A 25,259-nucleotide genomic window follows, 5' to 3' on the forward strand; every position below is an offset into this window, starting at 1 on the left:
GACCGCAAGCCGCCTCGACAGACTGTTCGATCAGATGCTTCCCAAGCGCCGCTACGTGCAGCGTCTCACCCCCCGCACGCCTCGACAAGGTGTTCGAGACGGTGTGGCGAAGGGGCGGGCAGAGAATCGCGCGGCCGGACCAAACCTAGTCGGTAATGCCGCCGCGCCTCACCGCTTCGTCATATCCCGCCGCTGTTGCTTTCGCAGATACTAGGACCGTGTCGCCCGGCGTGTTCGGCGCAACCTTCTGCAATTCTACCCAACCGTGCTCTTCAAAATATGCGAGGGTCTTTGCGAGCGCATCTCGGTCTGCAACCCCCATATCCGTCAGAGGCACGAAATCCGGGAACCGATCGCCTAGCACTGTCAGAAGATCAAGTTGATCATCAGCATTTAACATTCTGGGCATTCCTCACTCCACATGTTGAAATCCAGACATGGGGTGGGTGAAGCTACTGACAATACTGCACTTTTAGCTAAGCAATAGCGTTCCCCAGAGAGGGGTTTTCCGCTGTATCCGCCGAGAGATTATGAAGATAAGTCATTGTTTGAATTGGTGGAGCCAAGGGGAGTCGAACCCCTGACCTCTTGAATGCCATTCAAGCGCTCTACCAACTGAGCTATGGCCCCACCGGAGGTCCGCAGGCACCAGAGCGCCTTGCGTGGGAGGCGTATAGGGGCAGCCGCGACAGGGTGCAAGTCGAAAATTCGCCGATTTTTCCGAAAAGACGAAAACCCGAATTCACGACAACTATCTCTATGGATTAAAACGAAAAACGGAGCCGCGAGGCTCCGTTCTACGTAATCGATGCCGGGGCGGTCAGCCGCCCTGGCGATCAATCTTCGTCGTCTTCTGCCACATCGGCGATGTCGTCCAGCGACACGTCGCCGTCGTCATCGTCCTCTTCCAGCAGATCATCGTCCAGATCGCCGCTATCGTCGTCGAGATCGTTGTCTTCGACCAGATCTTCGTCGTCATCCGTCGCCGAGGCCTTCTCGCTGACCAATGCCTTGCCGCGACCTTCGGTGATGCTTTCGATCGTGAAGGTGTTGCCGCAAGCGGGGCAGGTCGTCGGGTCGTTCCTCAGGTCATAGAAGCGCGTCGCGCAGTGCGGGCACAGGCGCTTTGTACCCCATTCCTCTTTGGGCATGGCATTCTCCTTCCGCCGCGTTTAGGGAAACCGGTGGACCCCCTGCCACAGCGATGCAGGGGTGTCAAAGCCTTTTCTGGAATGGCTCGCGCGACAATATAGGAAGTGATCGGCAAAGCGACAGGGGCAATGACCGGAGAGATCGTTCTCAGCGATGGATTGAGGCTGCTGGTGCGGCGATCAGGCAGGGCGCGCAGGATGACATTGCGGGTGCCCAGAGACGGCGGCATGGCGGTGCTGACGCTGCCCAGATCGGCGGCCCTGGCCGAGGGCAGGGCCTTTGCCGAATCCAAGGCAGGGTGGCTGCGCAGCGCCGCAGAGCGTGTCCCGCAGCCGTTGGTCGCCGCCCACGGTGTGACCCTGCCGGTCGAGGGGCGGGGGCTGATCTTGACGCCTGCGGCGGTGCGTGTCGTCTCGGTCGAAGGGGACCGGCTGCTGCTGCCCGCCTCTCGCCCAAGCGGGCCTGTGGTACAGGCGTTTCTGAAACATCTGGCGCATCAGCGGCTGACGCTGGCCTGTGACACTCATGCCGGTTCGCTGCGGCTGCCGTATCGGGCGCTGGTGCTGCGCGATACAAGGTCACGATGGGGAAGCTGCAGCCATGACGGGCGGCTGATGTTCTCGTGGCGGCTGGCAATGGCCCCACCCGAGGTGCTGGATTACGTTGCGGCACATGAGGTCGCGCATTTGGCGCAGATGGACCACTCACCGCGATTCTGGGCGACGGTCGGGCGATTGATGCCTGAATACGAACGCCATCGCGGCTGGTTGCGCAAGAATGGCTCTGATCTGATGGCCTGGCGGTTTCGGGACGCCTGAGCGCCGGCGCAATCCGGGTCGTGACTGACAGGATCGGGGCGGTATCGCCCATGGGGGATTGACCCCGGCATGGTTTGTGATCACATCCATTCTATGACCGTGACCCGCTCTTCGCTTCCGACACCCGATCCCAATCTGCCGCGGCCAAATGATCCCGCCGCGCATGAGCGGCTGTATCGCAGCCTGCGCAGCCGGATCATGCTGGGCGAGTTGCCCCCCGGCAAGGCGCTGACCCTGCGGGGGATCGCGCGCGAGTATCACCTGTCGATGACACCCGCCCGAGAGGCGGTGCGGCGGCTGGTGGCCGAGGGGGCGTTGACGCTCTCCGCCTCGGGGCGTGTGACCACGCCTGCCTTGTCGGATGAGCGGATCGAGGAACTGGCCGCCCTGCGCGCCCTGATCGAGCCGGAACTGGCGGCGCGGGCGCTGCCTCGGGCGCATTTCGCGCTGATCGACCGGCTGGCGCAGATGAATGCCCGCATCGCCGACGCGGTCGAGCGGCATGATGCGGTCGGCTATATCCGCTGCAATCTGGATTTTCACCGGATGCTGTATCTGCGGGCGCAGGCGCCGGCGATGCTGGCCATGCTGGAGACGATCTGGCTGCAGCTTGGCCCGACCATGCGGGCGCTTTACGGGCGGGTGAAGCGGAATGAGCCGCCGCGGCATCACCGGATGATTCTGGCGGCGCTGCGGGCGGGGGATGAGCCTGCCTTGCGGCTTGCGGTGCGGGCCGATGTGACCCATGGGCTGCGTCACCTGACCAGCACCTGAAGGCGCCGCGCCACCGATGCGGCGCGGCCTTTCGCTTACATCGGGGTGCGGCCCGGCATGCTGAGAATCGGGATCGCCGAGGGGATGATGCGGTTGTATTTGGTGCCCTCGATCGAGGCACCGGCCATCAGCCCGGACTGGCCGAAGATGATCGCCACGACCGGATGTTGCGCGGTGATCGTATCGGCGCCCATCGCCATGCCGCCTGCGGGGATGGCGTAATAGGCATCGGCGCCTGCGACCCAGCCGGGGGCCGCGCGGAAAGCCGCAAGCGCCTGATCGGTCTGGAAGATCAGCACATGGGCATATTGCTGGGCACCCGCCTGAAAACCGACGCTGGCTTGCGTGGCCGAGTAATAATCAACCGTCGCCCCGCCGATGCGCAGCGCGCCCTGACCATAGGCACCGCCGACGCCAAGCGCGGCCTCGGTCATCAGCGGCATGTAGAGGACCGCCTTGGCGTTCTGGACCAGACTAGCCGAGGACGGATAGTTCTGGATCAGAAACTGATGCGTCGCATCGACGCGGGCGTCCAGTGCGGCGGTGGCGTTGGTGCCGACGGCGTTGCTGCATGCGGAAAGTGCGGCCAGTGCCACGGTTCCGGCGGCGCCCTTTAGCAGCGTTCTGCGGTTCATTCCTGCCTGAATTTTCCTGATCATCCTGTCCCATCCGTCGCTTGAGCGGCATTATTTGCCCGTTGCCGCGCAGGTTAGGGCAAAACCGCCCGCCTGTCACCCGCATGATCCGGTCGCAGGCGGTGGCTTGCCGTGGTTCGCGGACAAGAAAACGTGTGGAGTCGCGGGGAGTTACATCGGGTGGCCGGTTGTGTGCGTTGTTGAGCCGGGCAGCGAGGTGCAACGGGTGCGGGCGTTGCATTCGGTATTTGCGCAACGGAGAAACCGCAGCGGTGCCGCGGATCAGCAAATGCTGGGGATTTGGTTGCACAAGGCATGCACCGACGAGGCACAGCCTGTACACAGCGTGTACACCGCTTGCGTGCGGTGGGGTGTTGCGTGGCTTACTTGTGGGCCAGAGCCTCGGCCACCTCGGGGGCGAAATAGGTCAGGATGCCGTCGCAGCCGGCGCGGCGGAAGCAGAGCAGGCTTTCGGCCACCGTGTCGCGCGACAGCCAGCCCGCGCGGATCGCGCCCTCCAGCATCGCGTATTCGCCGCTGACCTGATAGGCGAAGGTCGGGGCGCCGAAGCGGTCCTTCACCTCGCGGCAGATGTCGAGATAGGGCAGGCCGGGCTTGACCATCACCATATCCGCACCCTCGGACAGATCGCGGGCGACGCAGCGCAGGGCCTCTTCGCGGTTGGCGGGGTTGACCTGATAGGTCTTCTTGTCGCCGACAAGGCGGCCCGACGCGCCGACGGCGTCGCGGAACGGGCCATAGAAGCCGCTGGCGAATTTTGCCGCATAGGACAGGATCGCCACATCCTTGTGGCTGTTCGCCTCAAGCGCCGTGCGCAGGGCGCCGATCCGGCCGTCCATCATGTCAGAGGGGCCCAGCAGATCGGCGCCGCATTCGGCCTGCACCAATGCCATGCGCACCAGCGCCTCGACGCTTTCATCGTTCAGGATCACCCCGTCGCGGACCAGCCCGTCATGGCCGTTGGCGTTATACGGGTCCAGCGCGATATCGGTCATCACCACCAGTTCCGGCACGGTTTCCTTGATCGCGCGGATGGCGAGGTTGCCGATATTGTCCGGGTCCCACGCCCGTTCGCAGCCTTCGGTCCGCAGATCCTGATCGGAATGGGGGAAGATGCAGATTGACGGGATGCCCAGTTCCGCCGCCCGCTCTGCCGCACGTTTCGCACCGTCCAGCGTCAGCCGCTCGACCCCCGGCATCGAGGCGATCTCGCCCTCGGCCCCGGTAACCTCGGTCACGAAGATCGGCCAGATCAGGTTATGGGCGGACAGGTCCGTCTCGGTCACCATGGCGCGGATATTCGCATTCTGTCGCAGACGGCGCAGGCGCGTCGCGGGAAACGGGGCAATGATCGGGTTTGCGGACATGGCAGGCTCCTCATTCCGGGGAAGGGTGGCTTTCCTTCAACCCGCACCCGTTTTAAGGTCACGCCCGCGTAAGGACAAGGAAGCCCGAGTGCCACTTTTGAACAGCCTGCTGGGTTTTCTGGACAGCCGCTCTTTCGGCACCGTGTGGTTCTGGCTGGTCCTGCTGGGCATGTGGTCGGTCGCGGGCCGCGGCGTGCTGGGCGTGCCGATGGATGTGATCAACCGCGCCCGCGCCGCGCTGCGCCAGCAAGAGCCGGATTCCGGCGAGGCGCTGCACCTGATGGACTGGCTGTCGCTGACCCTGCCGCGCTGGCGGCTTGGTCTGCGCGAAGGCGCGGTCTTCACCGCGCTGGTGGCCTTTGGCCTCTCGACGCTTGGCATTCTGGGCTTTGCCTATGGGCTGGAGATGGCGCAGGCGCTGACCGTGCTGCTGCTGCCGTTCCTGATCCTGTTCTGGATGCGGATCCGTCTGGCCCGCCGCCTGACGCCCTTGCTGACCGAGGCCGAGACGGGGCAGCGCCCGCTCGACCAGATCGCGGCAGAGGCGGTGAACCAGATGATCTGGCATCGCCGGTTCCAGACGCTTCTGTCGATGGGTGCGGTCATCGCGGCGGCGATCAGCGGCACCATCTGGGTTCTTAACCATCCGTTCGGTTTCTAAGCCATGCCCATCTTGACACCACCTGCTGCAGCTTTACGTCACCGATCATGTCCGACCATCTGATCCTCTCTGGCGCGCCCGAAGGCTATGACGCCGCGCTGATCGCGCGCGAGGCCGCGCGTGGTGCCCCTGTTATCCATATCGCCCGCGACGACCGCCGGATGGCTGCGATGCGGGCGGCGCTGGCCTTTCTGGCGCCGGGCCTTGCAGTGCTGGATTTTCCGGCCTGGGACACGACGCCCTATGACCGCGTCTCGCCGTCGCCCGATATTCAGGCGGCGCGGATGGCTACCTTGGCCGGGCTGGCGCAGGGCGCGCTGAAGCCGCCTTTCGTGCTGCTGACCACGCTGAATGCGGTGCTGCAACGGCTGCCTGCGCGCGATCTGGTATCGCAGGCCAGCTTTACCGCGCGGGTCGGCGACCGGATCAATGAGGGCGCGTTGCGGGATTTTCTTGTCCGCATGGGTTTCGTGCAATCGCCGACGGTGACCGAGCCCGGCGATTATGCGGTGCGCGGCGGCATCATCGACATTTTCCCGCCCGGCGAATCCGGTCCGGTGCGGCTGGATCTGTTCGGCGATGTGTTGGACGGTGCCCGCCGCTTTGACGCCGAAACGCAGCGCACCACCGAAAAGCTGTCGCGGGTCGAGCTTGCGCCGATGTCCGAGGTGATTCTGGACGAACCCTCGATCACCCGTTTCCGGCAAAGCTATCGCACCGAATATGGCGGCGGCAGCAATGACCCGCTGTATGAGGGCGTCAGCGCGGGGCGCAAGATGGCCGGGGTCGAACATTGGCTGCCGTGGTTCCACGAGCGGATGGAAAGCATCTTCGACTATCTGCCGGGGGCCTCGGTCGTGCTGGACGACCATATGGCGCAGGTGATCGATGCCCGCCGCGACACGATCCGCGAACAGTTCGAGGCGCGCAAGGCGGCGCTGGCGTCAAAGGCGCGCAGCGATACCGTTTATAAGCCAGTGCCACCCGATCTGATGTTCCCAACGCCCGAGGAATGGACCGCGTGGCTGGCGGCGCATAGGTCGCTGCGGCTCTCGGTGCTGCCGCAGCCGCCGGGACCGGGGGTGCTGGATGCGGGCGGGCGCGCGGGCCGCAATTTCGCGCCAGAGCGGCAGGCGGAAACGGTGAACCTGTTCAACGCTTTGGCCGGTCATGTGAAGGCGCTGTCGAAGGATCACCGGGTCATCCTTGCCAGCTTCTCGGACGGCGCGCGCGAGCGGCTGTCGGGGCTTCTGGCCGATGAGGGTCTGACCGGGCTGAAGCCGATTGCCGATCTGCGCGATCTGCCCGATACGCCGGGGTCGATCGGGCTTGCCGTCTGGCCGCTGGAGGAAGGCTTCGTGGCCGATGGGCAGGCGCTTGGGCGGCTGGCGGTCGTATCGGAACAGGATGTGTTGGGCGACCGGCTGATCCGGGGCGCCAGAAAGCGCCGCCGGGCCGAGAACTTCCTGAAAGATACCACGACGCTCAGCACCGGCGATCTGGTGGTCCATGTCGAACATGGCATCGGGCGCTATACCGGGCTGGAGACGATCACCGCGGCGGGCGTGCCGCATGATTGCGTGGCGCTGGAATATGCGGGCGGTGATCGGCTGTTCCTGCCGGTCGAGAATATCGAGCTGCTCAGCCGCTACGGCCATGAGGAAGGCTTGCTGGACAAGCTGGGCGGCGGTGCGTGGCAGGCGCGGAAGGCCCGCCTGAAGGAACGCATCAAGCTGATCGCGGACAAGCTGATGCGGATTGCGGCGGAGCGTCTTTTGCGTCCCGCCCCGGTGCTGGAGCCGGAAGACCACGACTGGCAAAGCTTCGCTGCGCGTTTCCCCTATAGCGAGACCGACGATCAGGCGTCAGCCATTGACGATGTGCTGGAGGATCTGGCGGCGGGTCGTCCGATGGACCGGCTGGTCGTCGGCGATGTGGGCTTTGGCAAGACCGAGGTGGCGATGCGCGCGGCCTTTGTGGCGGCCTCGCAAGGGATGCAGGTAGCGGTGGTCGCGCCGACGACGCTGCTGGCGCGGCAGCATTTCAAGACCTTCGGCGACCGTTTCCGCGGCACCGCCATCAATGTCCGGCCGCTGTCCCGTTTCGTTTCCGCCAAGGATGCCACCAAGACCCGCGAGGGGCTGGCCGATGGCAGTATCGATATCGTGGTGGGCACGCATGCGGTGCTGGCCAAGGGCGTGCGGTTCAAGAACCTTGGCCTGCTGATCATCGATGAGGAACAGCATTTCGGCGTCGCGCACAAGGAACGCCTGAAGGAATTGCGCAGCGATATCCACGTCTTGACCCTGACCGCCACGCCGATCCCGCGCACGCTGCAAATGTCGCTGACCGGGGTCCGCGATCTGTCGGTCATCGGCACGCCGCCGGTGGACCGTCTGGCGATCCGCACCTATGCCTCGGAATTCGACAGCGTCACCGTGCGCGAGGCGCTGCTGCGCGAGAAATATCGCGGCGGGCAAAGCTTCTTCGTGGTGCCGCGCCTGTCGGACCTGCCGGATGTCGAACATTGGTTCAAGGAAAACGTCCCCGAGGTCAGTTATATCGTCGCGCATGGGCAATTGGCGGCGGGCGATCTGGATCAGCGGATGAACGCCTTCTACGATGGCAGCCATGACGTGCTGCTGGCGACATCCATCGTCGAATCCGGTCTGGATATTCCGACGGCGAATACGATGATCGTCTGGCGGGCGGACATGTTCGGCCTGGCCCAGCTTTACCAGATCCGGGGCAGGGTCGGACGCTCGAAAGCGCGGGCCTATTGTTACCTGACCACCAAGCCCGGTGTGGCGCTGACCCCGCAGGCGATCCGGCGGCTGAAGTTTCTGGGCTCGATCGACGGGCTGGGCGCGGGCTTCAACCTTGCCTCGCAGGATCTGGATCTGCGCGGAGCGGGGAACCTGCTGGGCGAGGAACAATCCGGCCATATCAAGGAAGTCGGCTTCGAGCTTTATCAGCAAATGCTGGAGGAGACGATTGCCAAGCTGAAATCCGGCGAGATCGAGGGCACGCCCGAGGATGAATGGGCACCTCAGTTGAACCTTGGCGTTCCGGTGACCATTCCTGACAGCTATATCCCCGATCTGGACGTGCGGCTGGGCCTTTATCGCCGTCTGGCCGAACTGACCACCAAGGTCGAGCTGGAGGGCTTTGCCGCCGAGTTGATCGACCGATTCGGCACCCTCCCGCGCGAGGTGAACACGCTTCTTCTGGTGATCCGCATCAAGGCGATGGCGAAGCGGGCGAATATCTCGCGGCTCGATGCCGGGCCGAAGGGCGTCACCATCCAGTTTCACGGCGACAAATTCCCGAACCCGGTCGGTCTGGTCGAATTCATCAATGACCAGCGCGGGCAGGCCAAGGTCACCGACAACAAGATCGTGGTCCGGCGCGACTGGACCTCTGACGCCGAGCGTATCAAGGGGGCCTTTGGCGTGGCCCGCGATCTTGCCGCCAAGGCGAAGGCTGCGAAATGACCGCGCAGGTCCGTTTCGACAACGGCCCGATTGCGGGCGGCACATTGTTTGCCGACCCGCTGGATCTGATCCGCGCCTATACGCCGGACGAGGTTCCGGCAGCCCTTGCCCGGATCGAGGCGGCACAGGCCGATGGCCGCTGGCTGGCCGGATATTTCTCTTACGAGCTGGGCCATGTTCTGACCCGCAAGCTGGCCGGGCTGTTGCCGCAGGATCGGGCCATGCCGTTGATCCTGATGGGGGTTTTCGATGCCCCGCAGCCTGCGTCTGACCTTCCCGGCACCGAAGGCGTGACGATCAGCGAGGCGCAACCGCTGTGGTCGCGCGCCCGCTATGACCGCGCCATCGCCGCCGTTCACCGCTATATCGAGGCGGGCGATTGCTATCAGATCAACCTGACCTTCCCGATGGAGGTGACGGTCACCGGCGATCCGCTGGCGATCTATGCGGCGCTGGCCGGGCGGCAGCAGGTGGGCGAGGGGGCCTTTGTCGATCTGGGCGGCCCGGTGGTGCTGTCCCGCAGCCCCGAACTGTTCTTCGCCGTCGATGCCGACCGGCAGATCCTGACCCGCCCGATGAAAGGCACCATGCCGCGCGGCGGCTCGCCAGATGAGGACCGCCGAAATGCAAAGGCGCTGGCCGCGTCCGAGAAGAACCGGGCCGAGAATCTGATGATCGTGGATTTGCTGCGCAACGACATCAGCCGCATCTGCCATCCCGGCACCGTCCGCGTCCCGCATCTGTTCCAGATCGAGCCTTACGAGACGATCTTCCAGATGACCTCGACCGTTACCGGCAGCTTGCAGGACGGGGTCGGATTGTCGGCGATCCTGCGGGCGCTGTTCCCTTGTGGCTCGATCACAGGGGCGCCGAAAATCCGCGCGATGGAGATCATCGCCGAACTGGAAACCCGCGCGCGCGACATCTATTGCGGCGCGATTGGCTGGATCGACCCGGCTGGCCCGATGCGCTTCAGCGTCGCCATCCGCTCTCCGGTGCTGGCCGCGCCCGACCGCTTGCAGCTTCAGGTCGGAGGCGGCATCGTCCATGACAGCGAGACAGGCTCTGAATGGGAGGAAGCCCTGTGCAAAGCCGCATTCCTGAACCCGTCCCCGAGGGGCTGAAGGTCATCGAAACCATGCGCGCCGAGGCCGATGGCCGGATCGCGCTATGGTCCGGGCATCTGGCGCGGCTGCGGCGCGATTGCGCGGCGGTGGGCTTTCCGCTGGATGAGGATCGGGTGGCGGATACGCTGTCAGGGCTGTCCTTCGCCGGGCCGACGCGGTTGCGGCTGACGGTGGATGCCCTTAGCGGGATCGGGTTGACCCATGCCCCATTGCCGCCCAACCCGCCGTTCTGGCGGGTGCAGATCTCGACGGTTCGTTTGGATAGCGATGACCCTTGGCTGCGGATCAAGACCACGCATCGCCCGGCCTATGACACCGCGCGGGAGGCGCTGGCCGAGGGAGTGGATGAGGCGATCCTGCTGAACCAGCGCGACGAGGTCTGCGAGGGCACGATTACAAACCTGTTCCTGCGGCGAGACGGGCGGCTGTTGACCCCGGCTTTGCAATGCGGCCTGTTGCCCGGCGTTTTGCGGGCATCGCTGCTGGCAAGAGGAGAGGCAGAGGAGGCGGTGCTGCGACCTGACGATCTTTCGGATGGCGAGTTGCTGTTGGGGAATGCGTTGCGCGGGTTGATCCCGGCTCAATTACTCTGATGCCGTCGCGATAACCGGCATCGACCGTGAAGCCATAGAAAAACCCCGCCGCGCCTTCGCGCAGCGGGGTGTTTTTGTCACGACAGCTTATTCCGCCGTCAGCAGCGGCGTCTGTTTCTTCGTGATGCGCGGGGCATCCGGGCCGGTGATGTCGAAGGCGAGCTTGTCGTCCTCGACCTTCACGCGGACCACGCCACCTTTGGTCAGGCGACCGAACAGCAATTCCTCGGCCAGAGGTTTCTTGATGCTCTCCTGAATGACCCGGCCCAAAGGACGCGCGCCCATCTTGTCGTCGTAACCCTTTTCCGCCAACCAGTCGGCGGCTTCCGGGGTCAGATCGATATGGACATTGCGGTCCATCAGTTGCGCTTCCAGTTGCAGCACGAATTTCTCGACCACATGGATCACCACATCGCGCGACAGCGGCGCGAAGCTGATGACCGCGTCCAGACGGTTGCGGAATTCGGGCGTGAAGGTCCGCTCGATCGCGGCCGTATCCTCACCCTCGCGCCGCTCGCGGCCAAAGCCGATGGCAGCCTTCTGCATGTCCGAGGCCCCGGCGTTCGAGGTCATGATCAGGATCACATTGCGGAAATCCACCTGACGACCGTTATGGTCGGTCAGCTTGCCATGATCCATCACCTGCAACAGGATGTTGAACACATCCGGGTGCGCTTTCTCGATCTCGTCCAAGAGCAGCACACAATGCGGATGCTGGTCCACGCCATCGGTCAGAAGTCCGCCCTGATCAAACCCGACATAGCCCGGAGGCGCGCCGATCAGACGGGAAACCGCGTGTTTCTCCATATATTCCGACATGTCGAAACGCAGCAGTTCCACCCCGAGGGTCGAGGCAAGCTGCTTGGCCACCTCGGTCTTGCCAACGCCGGTCGGGCCCGCGAACAGGTAGTTGCCGATCGGCTTTTCAGGCTCGCGCAGACCTGCCCGCGCCAGTTTGATCGCCGAGGACAAGGCCTCGATGGCGCTGTCCTGACCAAAGACTACCCGTTTCAGGGTCGGTTCAAGATCGCGCAGCAATTGCGTGTCGTCCTTGCTGACGTTCTTCGGCGGGATCCGGGCGATCTTGGCCACCACGGCCTCGATCTCGCGCGGGCTGATGGTCTTGCGCCGTTTGCTTTCCGACAGCAGATGCTGCGCCGCGCCAGCCTCATCGATCACGTCGATGGCGCTGTCGGGCAGCTTGCGGTCGTTGATATAGCGCGAGGCCAGTTCAACAGCCGTGCGGATCGCCTCGAGCGTATAGCGCAGATCGTGGTGCTTTTCGAAATGCGGCTTCAACCCCATCAGAATCTTGATGGTGTCGGGCACCGAAGGCTCGTTCACATCGATCTTCTGGAACCGACGGCTCAGCGCACGGTCCTTTTCGAAATGCTGGCGATATTCCTTGTAGGTGGTCGAGCCCATACAGCGCAGCTTACCGCCCGCAAGCGCGGGTTTCAGCAGGTTCGAGGCGTCCATCGCCCCGCCAGAGGTCGCGCCGGCGCCGATCACCGTATGGATTTCGTCGATGAACAGGATCGCGTCGGGATGGTTTTCAAGCTCCTTCACGACAGCTTTCAGCCGCTCTTCGAAATCGCCACGATACCGGGTGCCGGCCAGAAGCGCGCCCATATCCAGCGAAAAGATCGTGGCACCGGACAGCACGTCGGGGGTGTCACCCTCGACGATCTTCTTGGCCAGACCTTCGGCAATGGCGGTCTTACCCACGCCGGGATCACCCACCAGAAGCGGGTTGTTCTTGCGGCGGCGGCACAGCACCTGAATGGCGCGCTCCACCTCGAGTTCGCGACCGATCAGCGGGTCCACGTCGCCCTTCTTGGATTTCGCGTTCAGATCGACGCAGTATTTGGCAAGGGCGCTTTCGTCCTTGGCCTCCTGCGCGGTTTCGGCCCCGCGGGTTTCGGGTTCGTCCGAACCCACGACCTTGCGCGATTCATTGAAGGACGGGTTCTTCGCCACGCCATGCGCGATGAAGTTGACCGCGTCGTAACGGGTCATGTCCATTTCCTGCAGGAAGAACGCCGCGTTCGATTCGCGTTCGGCAAAGATCGCGACCAGCACGTTGGCGCCGGTCACTTCCTGACGGCCCGAGCTTTGGACATGGATCGCCGCGCGCTGAATCACGCGCTGGAAGGCCGCCGTAGGCACCGCTTCCGAGCCTTCGACGTCGGTGATGAGGGTGGACAGGTCATCCTCGATAAAATCGATCAGCAGCTTGCGCAGCTCTTCCAGGTCCACGTTGCAGGCACGCATGACCTTGACCGCATCCGGTTCGTCAGTCAGCGCCAGCAACAGATGTTCCAGGGTCGCCAGTTCATGTCTATGTTCATTCGCCAGCGCAAGCGCTTGATGAATGGCCTGTTCCAGGGAAGTCGAGAAGCTCGGCACGGGTCGTCTCCTGTCAGTCGACTGGCGGTATGGGCATATCTAGCGGCCCACCTGCCCAGACTGTCACGATACAGTTAAGATTTGGTGGATTGCGGCTGGCATCAAGTGCTTTTTCGACTTGCTGCCCCGTTTTTCCGGCGGTTGAGGCAGATGTGATGTGTCAGAGTGACGATTTCAAGCTGGCAGATCGGCTTGAAAGGACCAGTGCCGCGAAAATTGGCGCTTGCTGTATCGTCGAACATCGCACCTACAGACCAGCACCCACCCGATACGGCAGTAGGGTGCGTGCTTTGCACGCACCACCCGACCCATCCGTTTCTACGACCGCGCTTCGCGGATCAGGTTCAGGATATCCGCCGCAGCCGAAGGAATATTCGTGCCCGGCCCGAAGATTGCCTTGACGCCTGCCTGACGCAGATAATCGTAATCCTGTTGTGGAATCACGCCGCCGCAGATGACCAGAATATCTTCGGCGCCCTGTGCCTTCAGCGCCTCGATCAGCTTCGGCGCAAGCGTCTTATGCCCCGCCGCCTGCGATGAGATGCCCACGACATGCACATCATTGTCCACGGCATCCTGCGCGGCTTCCTCGGGGGTCTGGAACAGCGGGCCGACATCCACATCGAAGCCGATATCGGCGAAAGCGGTGGCGATGACCTTCGCGCCGCGATCATGCCCGTCCTGACCCATCTTCACCACTAGCATCCGGGGACGACGGCCTTCCTCTTCCGCGAAAGCCTCGACATCGCGCTGGATTTTCGCGAATCCCTCGTCGCCCTCATAGGCCGCGCCATAGACCCCGGCCAGCGTCTTCACCTCGGCCCGGTGGCGGCCAAATTCGTTCTCCATTGCCATGCTGATCTCTCCTACCGATGCGCGGGCGCGGGCGGCCTCGACCGCGGCTTCCAGAAGGTTGCCACCCTCACGCGCGCGGCGGGCGACTTCCCCAAGGGCGGCCTGCGTCGCGGTCTCGTCGCGGCTGGCGCGGATACGCCCAAGCCGGGCGATCTGCGCATCGCGGACCTTCATATTGTCGATGTCCAGAATGTCGATCGGGTCCTCCTTGGCCTTGCGATACTTGTTGACGCCGACGATCACTTCCTCGCCCCGATCGATCATCGCCTGACGCCGCGCCGCCGTTTCTTCGATGCGCATCTTCGGCATGCCGGACGCGACGGCCTTGGTCATGCCGCCCATTTCCTCGACTTCCTCGATCAGCTTCCATGCCTCACTGGCCAACTGAGCGGTCAGGCTTTCGATGTAATAGCTGCCCGCCAGAGGGTCGGCGACATGGGTGATGCCGGTTTCTTCCTGCAGGATAAGCTGGGTGTTCCGGGCGATCCGGGCGCTGAATTCGGTCGGCAGGGCAATCGCCTCGTCCAGCGCGTTGGTGTGCAGCGACTGCGTGCCGCCAAGCGCTGCCGACATCGCCTCATAAGCGGTGCGGATGACGTTGTTGTAGGGGTCTTGTTCCTGCAATGACACGCCCGAAGTCTGGCAATGGGTCCGCAGCATCAGGCTGCCTGCCTTTTTCGGATTGAACTCGGACATGATGCGGTGCCACAGCAGGCGCGCGGCGCGCAGCTTGGCGATTTCCATGAAGAAATTCATGCCGATGGCAAAGAAGAACGACAGCCGCCCGGCGAACTGGTCCACATCCATCCCCGCCGACAAAGCCGCGCGCACATATTCGCGCCCGTCGGCCAGCGTATAGGCCAGCTCTTGCACAAGGTTCGCCCCGGCTTCCTGCATGTGATAGCCGGAAATCGAGATCGAGTTGAACTTCGGCATCTCGTTCGAGGTGTATTCGATAATGTCCGCGATGATCCGCATCGACGGCTCGGGCGGGTAGATATAGGTGTTGCGGACCATGAACTCTTTCAGAATGTCGTTCTGAATGGTCCCCGACAGGACCGAGCGGTCATGCCCCTGTTCCTCGCCCGTGACGATGAAATTCGCCAGAATCGGGATCACCGCGCCGTTCATCGTCATCGACACCGACACCTTGTCCAGCGGGATGCCGTCAAAGAGGATTTTCATATCCTCGACGGAATCGATGGCGACGCCCGCCTTGCCCACGTCACCCACGACGCGCGGGTGATCGCTGTCATAGCCCCGGTGCGTTGCCAGATCGAAAGCCACCGACACGCCCTGCTGCCCGGCATCCAACGCCTTGCGGTAGAAAGCGTTGGATTCTTCGGCGGTCGAGAAGCCTGCATATTGGCGGATCGTCCACGGGCGGCCTGCATACATCGTCGCGCGCGGGCCTCGGGTGAAGGGGGCGATGCCGGGCAGGCTGCCAAGGTGTTCCAGCCCGTCGGTATCGGCCTCGGTGTAAAGCGGCTTGACCGGAATCCCCTCCAGCGTCTGCCATGTCAGGTCGTCGGGATTGCGGCCCTTCAATTCCTTCTCGGCCAGCGTCCGCCACTGATCCAATGTCGGTTTCGTCATGCTTCGTCCTTCCCCCCGGCTGCGTTCCCCCTATATTCAGATGGAAGCGAGGTGCCGATGAAATTGAAATTGCTGATATTCGTGATGGCTCTGGCGGCGATGGGCCCCTCGCGGGACGCGCCGCCGCCTGATGCGGACAGCATCGCCAGCGCCACGCAGGAAGAGGCGCAACCGATGAGCCCGGAAGAGGTGCCCGGCGCCACCGCGCCCGAGGTTGAGCGGCCCGAGTTGCAAATCCTCGATGCGTCCGAGGCCGAGCCGGGGGCGTTCATGTGGGAAATGCGCCCGGTGATCGTCTTTGCCGATACGCCCGGAGATCCGGCCTTCCGCGAACAGATGCGGATGCTGGAGGCCGGGGCAGATGCCCTGATCGAGCGTGACGTGGTCGTCATCACCGATGCGGATCCGGCGGCGAACAGCGCCTGGCGGCGGCAATTGCATCCGCGTGGGTTTTCGCTGGTGATCATGGACAAGGACGGGCAGGTCAAGCAGCGCAAGCCCTTCCCCTGGGACGTGCGAGAGATCGGTCGCGCCATCGACCGCTTTCCGCTGCGTCGGCAAGAGATCGGGCGGGCAGGGGTGCTGCAGCGCTGATCCGGGGGCGGCGGGGCGTCGCAGCGGTTTTTGTTGCGAAAGCCGGTGTGAACCCCTATCTTTAGGGCATGGACGCAGTTCCTGTGTCCGTTGACGTGATGAGGTGAAGCGATGGCCAACCAATCCGCCCTGCGCAAGACCGACAACGAGCCGGTCGAGCCCGCACCGCGTTCGACGCCCGAAGCTGAAGAGCTTGTGCGGCGTTTGCTGCGCGCCAGCAACTCGAACGAGATCGCGGCGGTGATCGGGCTGCCTCCCATCAAGGGTCTCTCCGGTCCGAAACTGTTCTACTGACGCCATCCCCGACTGCGGGGGCGTCATCATCCATCGACACGTTGCGGGCAATCAGATCGTTGCCCGCTTTTTGCTTTTCCTCTTCCCGCTCTTTCGCCTCCAGTGCCTTCATCAGCGCCCGGACCGCGCCCGGCCCGCCCTTCAGGCTGGCGCTGAGAAAGAGCATCGCCGCATTCCCCTCGACCAGCGTCTCCGAGGTGAGGCTCAGGTAGTCGTCCAGCATCTCGGCGGCGCGGTCAGGATGATTGTCGGCACTGCTGCGGATATCCTGCGCCAGCGCGACGCGAACGGCGATCAGCCGGTAATAGCGGACCACCGGATCAATGACATGCTCGGGCAGGATATGGACCTGTTCGACGATGGCGCGGAAGATGCGGTCATTGGCGTCGTGCGGCAGGATCGGCACATGCTCATCGGCCAAGAGACGCTGCCGCAACGCCAATGCAACGGCGGCAGGTTCCTGAGCCTGCTGCTGCTCTAACGCGGCGACATGGGCGCGGATCTCGGCCAGCAAGGCGCGTTGCACATCCTTTACCTGCTCCTCACGCAGCTTGCGGTCGCGATAGCGGGACAGGGCGTGGGTCCAGAACCAGCCCGCCGCGACGACGCCACCGCCCAGAAGCGCGGTGACGAAGGCCGCAATGACCCGCTCGTTCCAGAAAATCGTCTGCAAACCGTTCATGCCGCCGCTCCTGCCAGTGATCTCACAGGTTTATGCACCGGGCGGACGACCCAGTCACGGACGATGAAAAGGCCGGTCAGAAACCAGATGAGATGGGCCGCATTCAGCAGCGTGAAGGCCGAGACGCCGCGAGCCATTCCGCCATAGGCGATCACGATCCCGACCAGCACCATTGCAACGTAGAGGAACAGCAGCCGTCTCCAGCGGATCGGACCGCCCAGCCCGAGTCGCAGGACGATGGTATAGCCGAACGCGGCGGGGATGCCCCACCACGCATGGTTCGCGATATGGATCCACAGCGGGGCGCCGCCGAATACCGGCATGCCAAAGATCAGCGGCTGGTCCAGCACCTGGATCCGGCCCGTCCAGGAAGCCAGCCATAGCAAGGTCGCCGCAATATAGGCGACATATCCCGCCGTCAGTGCGGCAAGGATGATCAGCAGGCGATATGCCCAGTGTTGTCTCACTCGAACTCCATGATGACGTCGTCAACCTTCAGGCTTTCGCCCGGCGTGGCATTGACGGATTTCACCACGCCCTTTCGCTCGGCGCGCAGGATATTCTCCATTTTCATCGCCTCGACCGTGGCCAGCGCCTGACCCTCCTGCACCTCGTCGCCTGCGGAGACATTCACCTTAACCAGCAGGCCCGGCATCGGGCACAGCAGGAATTTCGAGGTATCGGGCGGCAGCTTTTCGGGCATCAGCCGGGCAAGCTCGGCGGTGCGCGGACGGCGGACATGGACCTTCAGATCCGCACCGCGCGTGCGCAGACGGACGCCTGCCGGGATCTTGTCGGCCTTCATCACCAACGGCGTGCCATCGACGGTCAGCCGCGCAAGGGTCTGCCCCGGTTTCCAGTTGCTTTCGACCCGCAGCGCCCGGCCATCGACCGTCACCGTCGCGCCTTGGCGGTCGGCGTCGATCAGCACCGGAATGTCGGTCTTGCCTACCGCCACCACCCAATCGCGGCCCACCTTGCGTTCGTGATTGTCGAGCCGCCCCGAAATGCGCGCACGCCGGATCTCGGCCACCCGGTGCATCGCCGCCGCCGCAGCGGCCACTCGGGAAAGCTGATCCTGATCCGGCTCTGCCCCTTGGAAACCATCGGGATATTCCTCGGCGATGAAGGCGGTGGTCATGTCGCCCGCGATGAATTTCGGGTGGTCCATCACCGCCGACAGGAATGGCAGGTTATGCCCGATCCCCTCGACCTCGAATTCGTCAAGCGCCACCCGCATCGCCTCGATCGCCTCACCGCGCGTCGGCGCCCATGTGCAAAGTTTGGCGATCATCGGGTCATAGAACATGCTGATCTCGCCGCCCTCATAGACGCCGGTATCGTTTCTCACGGCGACCGGGCTGTCGCGCCCGTCGCTGTCATTGACCCAGTTGCCGCTGTCCTTCAGCGGCCCCGCCGCCACCTCGGCAGGCGGGCGGTAGCGCGACAGACGCCCGATCGAGGGCAGGAAGTTGCGGTAGGGGTCTTCGGCATAAAGGCGGCTTTCCATGGCCCAGCCGTTGATCTTCAGATCGGACTGGGCGAAGGGCAGGGTCGCGCCATCGGCCACGCGGATCATCTGTTCGACCAGATCAACGCCGGTGATCAGCTCGGTCACCGGATGCTCGACCTGCAGCCGGGTATTCATTTCGAGGAAGTAGAAATTGCGGTTGCCATCGACGATGAATTCGACCGTCCCGGCGCTGGAATAGCCGACCGCCTTGGCCAGCGCCACGGCCTGCTCGCCCATCGCCTTGCGGGTCGTCTCATCCAGAAACGGAGAGGGTGCCTCTTCGATCACCTTCTGGTTTCGCCGCTGGATCGAGCATTCGCGTTCATGCAGATAGACCGCATTGCCATGCTTGTCGGCCAGCACCTGAATTTCGATATGGCGAGGCTGCGTGACGAATTTTTCGATGAAGATGCGGTCGTCGCCAAAGCTGTTGGCGGCCTCGTTCTTCGAGGATTCAAAACCCTCGCGCGCCTCCTGATCGGTCCAGGCGATCCGCATGCCCTTGCCGCCGCCGCCGGCGCTGGCCTTGATCATCACCGGATAGCCGATCTGGTTCGAGATCGTCACCGCTTCCTCGGCATCGGCGATCAGGCCCATATAGCCCGGCACCGTCGAAACCCCGGCTTCCTGCGCGATCTTCTTCGAGGTGATCTTGTCGCCCATCGCCTCGATGGCGGTGGCGGGCGGGCCGATGAAGGCGACGCCTTCGGCCTCCAGCGCCTCGGCGAATCTCATGTTCTCGCTCAGGAATCCATAGCCGGGATGGACGGCCTCGGCCCCGGTCTGGCGGATCGCCTCCATGATCTTGTCGATCACGATATAGGACTGGTTCGCGGGGGGCGGGCCGATATGGACAGCCTCGTCAGCCATCTTCACATGCAATGCATTGCGGTCTGCGTCGGAATAGACGGCGACGGTCTTGATGCCCATCTTGCGCGCGGTCTTGATGACGCGGCAGGCGATTTCGCCACGGTTGGCGATCAGGATTTTCTTGAACATCGGCTCACCCGCTTCTGGCTGAAAGGCATGAAAAAACCGCCCGCGGCGCAAGGGCCACGGACGGCTGATACTGTCGCGCCCCGCAAGCGGGGACGGCGAAACTCAGACGATCATTCGCAGAGGCGGGCGTCGTTGCACAAGGCGCCTGCGGCACCGCCGATTGCGGCACCCTTGACGACATTGTGGCCGCCGACATGGGCGATGGTCGCGCCGACACCGGCACCGATAAGGGCGCGGTCAGTGTCGGTCGGGTTGATCCCCTGGGTACAGCCTGCCAGCGCGGTGACGCCGACGATGGCTGTAAGGGCAAAAATCTTGGACATGTCGTTAATCCTGTCGTTGACGTGGCGGAACCAGAACGCCGGTTCCGCCGGTTCGGTTCAAATCGACCGAAATCAGTAGCGACGCTGGCAGACGCCTGCGTCGTCGCACAGCGCGCCGCCGACAGCACCGATAGCCGCGCCGGTTGCGAGGTCTTCGTCAAGCGCTTTGGCGATGACGGCACCGGCGACTGCACCACCAGCCGCGCGCTGCGCGTCGGGCGACAGGCCGGTTGCGGTGCCGTAACCCTGATCGCAGGCCGCCAGAGCCAGAAGAAGGGCAGCGCCAGCCGAAACGCGGGAAATGAGCGAGATTTGCATGTTGTTTTGCCTGTATTGAGGGGCCACTGTCGGGCCGGTTGTGGGTCGGTGCCGACTATCGCACAGTGAAGGGCGGCGTCAAACTGACATGCCTGTGACTTCAACGGGCTAGGCGGCATATCGCGCATTATCGGCCGTCCTCGTCGTCGTCTTCCCAATCGTTTTCACCGTCATCATCCCAGCCGAAATCGGGCGGATTGTCCTTGGCGAAGATTTCGGGGAACGAGGCTTCTGCAGCGGCCAGATCGACCTGCAGCAACTGTTCGTAATCGGCCGGGTCGAACTCGCCCACGGGTTTGACCTCACGCCCGATCAGCCAGCCGAGGCGACCGGCATCAAGATTGCCGCGCTCAAAGGGCTCGTCGCCGAAATGTGTGATCAGCGCCGCCAGAAATCCGGCATCGGCCTTGCGGTCGGCGTGTTTGCGGTCGCGAAAGCGTTCGCGCCGCGTGATCGGCGTGGCGCCTTTCTTGCGGTTCTCGCGACGGATGACGAACTGGAAATCGGTGCCGGGAAGGCGGCCCGGAAAGCCGCGATGCTTCAGCATGTTGCGCCCCTTTCAAAACAGGTAGGGCGCGGGTGGCGCGGGCGGTCCGGCCGCCCGCGCGTGAAAGCCGTCTGGCCGAACTCAGGAGCCGTATTTGCCTTGGAAAACGGGCTCTTGAGTGACCGGGGCCGGGGTCGGGGTCGGCACGTAAACGTCAGGCTCCTGACGTTGGCATGCTGCGAAAGCCGAGACCAGCACGAGGCCAAGGATGATTTTCTTCGACATGAATTCTCGCTCCTGTAACGCGGACGCATCGGCGCCCGACTGCTCTGATTGAGGCCGGCTTCTTTGTGGGCCGAACCAGAGCTCATCATAGCGTCCGCCCCGGCGCGCGGACAATCCGGGCGGCCTGTGGGGCGCAGAACTCCGCTTGCCTGTGGCTGCGCTGCATCATTCACGGGTTTGTGCATCACGTTGAAATTCCCGTCGGTTACAGGGGAATGTTGTCGTGTTTCTTCCACGGATTCGTCAGCTTCTTTCCGCGCAAGGACGCAAAGGCACGCGCGACCCGGCGACGGGTCGAATGCGGCTGGATCACCTCGTCGATGAAACCTTTCTCGGCGGCGATGAAGGGGTTGGCGAAACGATCCTCGTAATCCTTGGTCCGCCCGGCGATCTTTTCGGCATCGCCGAGTTCGCTGCGATAGAGAATCTCGACCGCGCCCTTCGCCCCCATCACTGCGATTTCCGCGGTGGGCCAGGCGTAATTCATGTCGCCGCGCAGATGTTTCGAGGACATGACATCATATGCCCCGCCATAGGCCTTGCGGGTGATCACGGTCACTTTCGGCACCGTCGCCTCGCCATAGGCGAACAGCAGCTTCGCCCCGTGCTTGATGACCCCGCCATATTCCTGACCCGTCCCCGGCAGGAAGCCCGGTACATCAACCAGCGTCAGGATCGGAATTTCGAAGGCATCGCAGAAGCGCACGAAACGCGCGGCCTTACGGCTGCTGTCGATATCCAGACACCCCGCCAGAACCATCGGCTGATTGGCGACGACGCCAATCGTGCGGCCTTCGATGCGAACAAAGCCTGTAATAATGTTGGCGGCGAAATCCTTCTGAATCTCGTAGAAATCGCCCTCATCCGCGACCTTCACGATCAGCTCTTTCATGTCATAGGGCTGGTTCGGGTTGTCGGGGATCAGCGTATCAAGGCTTTCCTCGATCCGGTCGGGGCTGTCAAAAAATGGCCTGACCGGCACGCCGTCGCGATTGTTCAGCGGCAGGAAGTCGAACAGGCGGCGAATCTCGGACAGGGCTTCGACATCATCCTCGAACGCGCCATCCGCGACCGAGCTTTTGCGGGTATGGGTCGAAGCGCCGCCAAGCTGCTCGGCGGTGACGACCTCATTCGTCACCGTTTTCACCACATCCGGGCCGGTCACGAACATATAGCTGGTATCCTTCACCATGAAGATGAAGTCGGTCATGGCGGGCGAATAGACCGCGCCGCCCGCGCAAGGCCCCATGATGACACTGATCTGCGGGATCACGCCCGAGGCCAGCGTATTACGCTTGAACACCTCGGCATAGCCTGCAAGCGAGGCGACGCCTTCCTGAATCCGCGCCCCCCCGGAATCGTTCAGCCCAATCACCGGCGCGCCGTTCTGCACGGCCATATCCATGATCTTGCAGATTTTCTGAGCGTGGGTTTCCGAAAGAGAACCGCCGAAGACCGTGAAATCCTGGCTGAAGACATAGACGATACGGCCGTTGATCGTGCCCCAGCCGGTGACGACGCCGTCACCATAAGGCCGATCGGCTTCCATCCCGAAATCGGTCGAGCGATGGGCCACGAACATATCGAATTCTTCAAAGCTGCCTTCGTCCAGCAGCAGATCAATCCGTTCGCGCGCTGTCAGTTTGCCCCGCGCATGCTGCGCATCGATCCGCCTCTGTCCCCCGCCCAGACGGGCCTGATCACGACGGCGCTCAAGCTCTTGCAAAATGTCTTTCACGGCAAACTCCTCCCGGCGAACCTTGCGGAAGGTTAATGCGAGTGACGGGCCGAGCAAAGCAGAATGCAGAAAATTTGCAAAACATTCGCTGCGACAATCGTGCGAATTGCAAAACTGCAAAGTGTATACGGTGATGGTATCAGCTAGGCTCAGTGCCCATGGCTTGTTTGATGCCGCTTACCCTGCATCATTCAGGTGCAGAACCAGACAAGAAAAAGCCCCGCATCTTGCGGGGCTTTTTTATTCCAATTCGGCCGTCTCACATCCCGGCGTAAAGCGGGAAGCGGGCGCAAAGCTCGGCCACTTCGGCCTTCACCTTTTCCTCGACCTCGGCATTGCCGTCTTCGCCATTGGCGGCAAGTCCATCGACGACTTCGACGATCCAGCGGGCGATCTGACGGAACTCTTTCTCACCAAAGCCACGGGTGGTGCCTGCCGGTGCGCCCAGACGGATGCCCGAGGTGACGAAGGGTTTTTCCGGGTCGAACGGCACGCCGTTCTTGTTGGCGGTGATATGGGCGCGGCCAAGGGCTGCTTCGGCGGCCTTGCCGGTCACGCCTTTCGGGCGCAGGTCGGCCAGACACAGGTGGTTGTCGGTGCCGCCCGAGACGATGTCGATGCCGCCCTTCATCAGCTCATCCGCCATCGCCCGCGCATTGGCGACGACCTGAGCGGCGTAGTCCTTGAACGAGGGGTCCAGCGCTTCCTTGAACGCCACGGCTTTCGCGGCGATCACATGCATCAGCGGGCCGCCTTGCAGGCCGGGGAAGACGGCGCTGTTGATCTTCTTGGCGATGTCCGCGTCGTTGGTCAGCACGATGCCGCCACGCGGGCCGCGCAGCGATTTGTGGGTGGTGGTGGTGACGACATGGGCATGCGGCACCGGCGAGGGGTGCTGACCGCCTGCGACCAGACCGGCGATATGGGCCATGTCCACCATCAGATAGGCGCCGATTTCGTCGGCGATCTTGCGGAATTCGGCCCAGTCCCAAACCCGGCTATAGGCGGTGCCGCCGGCAAGGATCAGCTTCGGCTTATGCTCCAGCGCCTTTTTGCGGACATCGTCCATATCCAGCAACTGGTCCTGCTGACGGACGCCGTAGCTGATGACGTTGAACCATTTGCCCGACATGTTGACCGGCGAGCCGTGGGTCAGGTGACCGCCCGAGTTCAGGTCAAGGCCCATGAAGGTGTCGCCCGGCTGCAGCAGCGCCAGAAACACCGCCTGGTTCATCTGCGAGCCCGAATTCGGCTGGACGTTGGCAAAGCCTGCGCCGAACAGTTCCTTGGCGCGTTCGATCGCCAGATCCTCGACGATATCGACATATTGGCAGCCGCCGTAATAGCGCTTGCCCGGATAGCCTTCGGCATATTTGTTGGTCAGGACCGAGCCCTGCGCCTCCAGCACCGCCTTGGAGACGATGTTTTCCGATGCGATCAGCTCGATCTCGTCGCGCTGACGGCCCAGTTCCTGCCGGATCGCATTGGCGATATCGGCATCGCGGGTGGCCAGATCGTCGGTGAAATAGCCGGTGTCCTTGGTGTGGGCGTTCATCTGTCGCGCGTCCTTCTTCTGGGGCAGGTGCGGATGGGATGGCATCTCTTAGCGCAAGGACATGGTTGCCGAAAGTGTCAAAAGCGACCCGTTCGGGCAGGGCGCGACGGGACTTGCCTTCCGGGGTGGCGCAACCGATGCTGCGCAGGCCAAGGGGGGCGGGACAGCATGATGCCGAAGCTACATTTCACCGCCAGCGAGTCGAAACTTGCGCAGGATGCGTTGGCCGCGCTGACCCGCCGCTATGGGCAATCCTCGCTGGATCAGGCCGAGCGTGTGGTGGCGCTTGGTGGCGACGGGTTCATGCTGCAGACGCTGCACGCGATGCATGGCCGCGATCTGCCGGTCTATGGCATGAACCGCGGCACCGTCGGCTTTCTGATGAACCATTATCACGAGGAAACCCTGCCCGAGCGTCTGGCCGCGGCAGAGGAGACGGTGATCAACCCACTTTGGATGCAGGCCCGATGCGCCGATGGCAGCGTGCAAGAGGCGCTTGCCATTAATGAGGTCAGCCTGCTGCGCGAAGGCCCACAGGCGGCGAAGCTGCGCGTTCATGTGGACGGCAAGCTGCGGATGGAGGAACTCGTCTGCGATGGCGCGCTGGTGGCGACGCCTGCGGGGTCCACGGCCTATAATTATTCCGCCCATGGCCCGATCCTGCCGATCAATTCCGAGGTGCTGGCGCTGACCGCGATCGCGCCGTTCCGGCCACGCCGCTGGCGGGGGGCGCTGTTGCCGAAAGACGCGCATGTCGTGATCGAGGTGATGAACCCCGAGCGTCGTCCGGTCATGGCGGATGCGGACAGCCGCTCGGTCCGGCATGTGGTCAGCGTCGAAATCCGTTCGGCCACAGATATTCGTCACCGGCTGCTGTTCGACAGCGGTCATGGGCTTGAAGAGCGGTTGCTGCGCGAGCAGTTCGTCTGAATAGGGGCGGTTAGGTGCGTGCAGAGCACGCACCCTACG

At 63.3% G+C, this 25,259-nt stretch carries 24 protein-coding genes and 1 tRNA gene; 9 read left to right on the forward strand and 16 right to left on the reverse strand.

The features are described from left to right. Positions 1-145 precede the first annotated feature (145 nt). The 3 genes from JJJ17_RS05705 to JJJ17_RS05715 form a co-directional block, all read right to left on the reverse strand. Entirely contained in the window at positions 146-400 is a 255-nt protein-coding gene (locus JJJ17_RS05705) for a hypothetical protein (RefSeq protein ID WP_200684394.1), read from the reverse strand. A gap of 154 nt (positions 401-554) precedes the next feature. Continuing rightward, positions 555-630, reverse strand: a tRNA-Ala gene (locus JJJ17_RS05710). A gap of 206 nt (positions 631-836) precedes the next feature. Then, the gene (locus JJJ17_RS05715; protein WP_200684396.1) at positions 837-1,151 is read right to left on the reverse strand and encodes an FYDLN acid domain-containing protein; all 315 of its coding nucleotides are present in this window, start codon (positions 1,149-1,151) and stop codon (positions 837-839) included. Positions 1,152-1,280: 129 nt separating this feature from the next. On the opposite strand from JJJ17_RS05715, the gene JJJ17_RS05720 reads away from it, so the two are divergent. Together JJJ17_RS05720 and JJJ17_RS05725 are read left to right on the forward strand one after the other, a co-directional pair. Then, positions 1,281-1,970, forward strand: a complete 690-nt coding sequence (locus JJJ17_RS05720) for a M48 family metallopeptidase (RefSeq protein ID WP_200684397.1) — start codon at positions 1,281-1,283, stop codon at positions 1,968-1,970. 93 nt (positions 1,971-2,063) lie between these two features. After that, on the forward strand, positions 2,064-2,744 hold the full coding sequence (locus JJJ17_RS05725) for a GntR family transcriptional regulator (protein ID WP_200684398.1): 681 nt from the start codon (positions 2,064-2,066) through the stop codon (positions 2,742-2,744). 35 nt (positions 2,745-2,779) lie between these two features. On the opposite strand, the gene JJJ17_RS05730 is transcribed toward JJJ17_RS05725, so the two are convergent. Together JJJ17_RS05730 and hemB are read right to left on the reverse strand one after the other, a co-directional pair. Then, complete coding sequence (locus JJJ17_RS05730) at positions 2,780-3,379, reverse strand: lipid-binding SYLF domain-containing protein (protein ID WP_200684399.1); 600 nt, start codon at positions 3,377-3,379, stop codon at positions 2,780-2,782. A gap of 383 nt (positions 3,380-3,762) precedes the next feature. Further along, complete coding sequence (gene hemB / locus JJJ17_RS05735) at positions 3,763-4,767, reverse strand: porphobilinogen synthase (RefSeq protein ID WP_200684400.1); 1,005 nt, start codon at positions 4,765-4,767, stop codon at positions 3,763-3,765. Positions 4,768-4,855: 88 nt separating this feature from the next. On the opposite strand from hemB, the gene JJJ17_RS05740 reads away from it, so the two are divergent. From JJJ17_RS05740 to JJJ17_RS05755, 4 genes are read left to right on the forward strand one after another with little or no spacing between them, the layout of a single operon-like run. Beyond that, positions 4,856-5,428 carry a hypothetical protein gene (locus tag JJJ17_RS05740; protein WP_200684401.1) on the forward strand — a complete coding sequence of 191 codons (573 nt, stop codon included), beginning with the start codon at positions 4,856-4,858 and terminating at the stop codon, positions 5,426-5,428. Positions 5,429-5,475: 47 nt separating this feature from the next. Continuing rightward, a complete protein-coding gene (mfd, locus tag JJJ17_RS05745; RefSeq protein WP_200684402.1) occupies positions 5,476-8,922 on the forward strand; it encodes a transcription-repair coupling factor in 3,447 nt (1,148 codons plus the stop codon). After that, entirely contained in the window at positions 8,919-10,046 is a 1,128-nt protein-coding gene (locus tag JJJ17_RS05750; RefSeq protein ID WP_200684404.1) for an aminodeoxychorismate synthase component I, read from the forward strand. Before mfd ends, JJJ17_RS05750 begins: the two co-directional genes overlap by 4 nt. Beyond that, positions 10,007-10,642 carry an aminotransferase class IV family protein gene (locus JJJ17_RS05755; RefSeq protein WP_325168767.1) on the forward strand — a complete coding sequence of 212 codons (636 nt, stop codon included), beginning with the start codon at positions 10,007-10,009 and terminating at the stop codon, positions 10,640-10,642. Before JJJ17_RS05750 ends, JJJ17_RS05755 begins: the two co-directional genes overlap by 40 nt. A gap of 87 nt (positions 10,643-10,729) precedes the next feature. Here the strand turns inward: JJJ17_RS05755 and clpA are convergent, their stop codons facing one another. Together clpA and scpA are read right to left on the reverse strand one after the other, a co-directional pair. After that, a complete protein-coding gene (gene clpA / locus JJJ17_RS05760; RefSeq protein WP_200684406.1) occupies positions 10,730-13,051 on the reverse strand; it encodes an ATP-dependent Clp protease ATP-binding subunit ClpA in 2,322 nt (773 codons plus the stop codon). Positions 13,052-13,369: 318 nt separating this feature from the next. Further along, positions 13,370-15,502 carry a methylmalonyl-CoA mutase gene (scpA, locus tag JJJ17_RS05765; protein WP_200684408.1) on the reverse strand — a complete coding sequence of 711 codons (2,133 nt, stop codon included), beginning with the start codon at positions 15,500-15,502 and terminating at the stop codon, positions 13,370-13,372. 57 nt (positions 15,503-15,559) lie between these two features. Here scpA and JJJ17_RS05770 point away from each other — a divergent pair, with 57 nt between their 5' ends. Then, positions 15,560-16,096, forward strand: a complete 537-nt coding sequence (locus JJJ17_RS05770) for a DUF4174 domain-containing protein (RefSeq protein ID WP_200684410.1) — start codon at positions 15,560-15,562, stop codon at positions 16,094-16,096. A gap of 111 nt (positions 16,097-16,207) precedes the next feature. Further along, positions 16,208-16,390, forward strand: a complete 183-nt coding sequence (locus JJJ17_RS05775) for a hypothetical protein (RefSeq protein ID WP_200684412.1) — start codon at positions 16,208-16,210, stop codon at positions 16,388-16,390. Here JJJ17_RS05775 and JJJ17_RS05780 read toward each other — a convergent pair. The 9 genes from JJJ17_RS05780 to glyA form a co-directional block, all read right to left on the reverse strand. Then, entirely contained in the window at positions 16,356-17,072 is a 717-nt protein-coding gene (locus JJJ17_RS05780) for a hypothetical protein (protein ID WP_200684414.1), read from the reverse strand. The genes JJJ17_RS05775 and JJJ17_RS05780 overlap by 35 nt on opposite strands. Continuing rightward, positions 17,069-17,539, reverse strand: coding sequence for a hypothetical protein (locus tag JJJ17_RS05785; protein ID WP_200684415.1), 471 nt, complete (start codon positions 17,537-17,539; stop codon positions 17,069-17,071). Before JJJ17_RS05785 ends, JJJ17_RS05780 begins: the two co-directional genes overlap by 4 nt. Further along, positions 17,536-19,584: an acetyl-CoA carboxylase biotin carboxylase subunit gene (locus JJJ17_RS05790; RefSeq protein ID WP_200684416.1), complete on the reverse strand. Its 2,049-nt coding sequence runs from the start codon at positions 19,582-19,584 to the stop codon at positions 17,536-17,538. The genes JJJ17_RS05785 and JJJ17_RS05790 overlap by 4 nt, the downstream gene beginning before the upstream one ends. 110 nt (positions 19,585-19,694) lie before the next feature. Next, entirely contained in the window at positions 19,695-19,907 is a 213-nt protein-coding gene (locus tag JJJ17_RS05795) for a hypothetical protein (RefSeq protein WP_200684417.1), read from the reverse strand. Between the two features lie 72 nt (positions 19,908-19,979). Continuing rightward, complete coding sequence (locus tag JJJ17_RS05800) at positions 19,980-20,225, reverse strand: hypothetical protein (RefSeq protein WP_200684418.1); 246 nt, start codon at positions 20,223-20,225, stop codon at positions 19,980-19,982. 127 nt (positions 20,226-20,352) lie between these two features. Next, on the reverse strand, positions 20,353-20,772 hold the full coding sequence (locus tag JJJ17_RS05805; RefSeq protein WP_200684419.1) for a hypothetical protein: 420 nt from the start codon (positions 20,770-20,772) through the stop codon (positions 20,353-20,355). An 81-nt stretch (positions 20,773-20,853) separates the two neighbouring features. Continuing rightward, positions 20,854-20,997, reverse strand: coding sequence for a hypothetical protein (locus JJJ17_RS05810; RefSeq protein WP_200684420.1), 144 nt, complete (start codon positions 20,995-20,997; stop codon positions 20,854-20,856). Between the two features lie 205 nt (positions 20,998-21,202). Further along, entirely contained in the window at positions 21,203-22,735 is a 1,533-nt protein-coding gene (locus JJJ17_RS05815; protein WP_200684421.1) for an acyl-CoA carboxylase subunit beta, read from the reverse strand. A 259-nt stretch (positions 22,736-22,994) separates the two neighbouring features. After that, a complete protein-coding gene (glyA, locus tag JJJ17_RS05820; protein ID WP_200684423.1) occupies positions 22,995-24,290 on the reverse strand; it encodes a serine hydroxymethyltransferase in 1,296 nt (431 codons plus the stop codon). Positions 24,291-24,458: 168 nt separating this feature from the next. Here glyA and JJJ17_RS05825 point away from each other — a divergent pair, with 168 nt between their 5' ends. Then, the gene (locus JJJ17_RS05825; RefSeq protein ID WP_200684425.1) at positions 24,459-25,220 is read left to right on the forward strand and encodes an NAD kinase; all 762 of its coding nucleotides are present in this window, start codon (positions 24,459-24,461) and stop codon (positions 25,218-25,220) included. Positions 25,221-25,259: the final 39 nt, after the last annotated feature.

Origin of the sequence: Paracoccus caeni (genome assembly GCF_016629665.1) — a bacterium.
Classification (GTDB): Bacteria; Pseudomonadota; Alphaproteobacteria; order Rhodobacterales; family Rhodobacteraceae; genus Paracoccus; species Paracoccus caeni.

Coding starts and splice junctions, on each gene's coding strand:
- JJJ17_RS05705 (WP_200684394.1), bottom strand. CDS start 400: ATGTTAAATGCTGATGATCAACTTGATCTTCTGACAGTGCTAGGCGAT.
- JJJ17_RS05715 (WP_200684396.1), bottom strand. CDS start 1,151: ATGCCCAAAGAGGAATGGGGTACAAAGCGCCTGTGCCCGCACTGCGCG.
- JJJ17_RS05720 (WP_200684397.1), top strand. CDS start 1,281: ATGACCGGAGAGATCGTTCTCAGCGATGGATTGAGGCTGCTGGTGCGG.
- JJJ17_RS05725 (WP_200684398.1), top strand. CDS start 2,064: ATGACCGTGACCCGCTCTTCGCTTCCGACACCCGATCCCAATCTGCCG.
- JJJ17_RS05730 (WP_200684399.1), bottom strand. CDS start 3,379: ATGAACCGCAGAACGCTGCTAAAGGGCGCCGCCGGAACCGTGGCACTG.
- hemB (WP_200684400.1), bottom strand. CDS start 4,767: ATGTCCGCAAACCCGATCATTGCCCCGTTTCCCGCGACGCGCCTGCGC.
- mfd (WP_200684402.1), top strand. CDS start 5,476: ATGTCCGACCATCTGATCCTCTCTGGCGCGCCCGAAGGCTATGACGCC.
- JJJ17_RS05750 (WP_200684404.1), top strand. CDS start 8,919: ATGACCGCGCAGGTCCGTTTCGACAACGGCCCGATTGCGGGCGGCACA.
- scpA (WP_200684408.1), bottom strand. CDS start 15,502: ATGACGAAACCGACATTGGATCAGTGGCGGACGCTGGCCGAGAAGGAA.
- JJJ17_RS05770 (WP_200684410.1), top strand. CDS start 15,560: ATGAAATTGAAATTGCTGATATTCGTGATGGCTCTGGCGGCGATGGGC.
- JJJ17_RS05775 (WP_200684412.1), top strand. CDS start 16,208: ATGGCCAACCAATCCGCCCTGCGCAAGACCGACAACGAGCCGGTCGAG.
- JJJ17_RS05780 (WP_200684414.1), bottom strand. CDS start 17,072: ATGAACGGTTTGCAGACGATTTTCTGGAACGAGCGGGTCATTGCGGCC.
- JJJ17_RS05790 (WP_200684416.1), bottom strand. CDS start 19,584: ATGTTCAAGAAAATCCTGATCGCCAACCGTGGCGAAATCGCCTGCCGC.
- JJJ17_RS05795 (WP_200684417.1), bottom strand. CDS start 19,907: ATGTCCAAGATTTTTGCCCTTACAGCCATCGTCGGCGTCACCGCGCTG.
- JJJ17_RS05800 (WP_200684418.1), bottom strand. CDS start 20,225: ATGCAAATCTCGCTCATTTCCCGCGTTTCGGCTGGCGCTGCCCTTCTT.
- JJJ17_RS05805 (WP_200684419.1), bottom strand. CDS start 20,772: ATGCTGAAGCATCGCGGCTTTCCGGGCCGCCTTCCCGGCACCGATTTC.
- JJJ17_RS05810 (WP_200684420.1), bottom strand. CDS start 20,997: ATGTCGAAGAAAATCATCCTTGGCCTCGTGCTGGTCTCGGCTTTCGCA.
- glyA (WP_200684423.1), bottom strand. CDS start 24,290: ATGAACGCCCACACCAAGGACACCGGCTATTTCACCGACGATCTGGCC.
- JJJ17_RS05825 (WP_200684425.1), top strand. CDS start 24,459: ATGATGCCGAAGCTACATTTCACCGCCAGCGAGTCGAAACTTGCGCAG.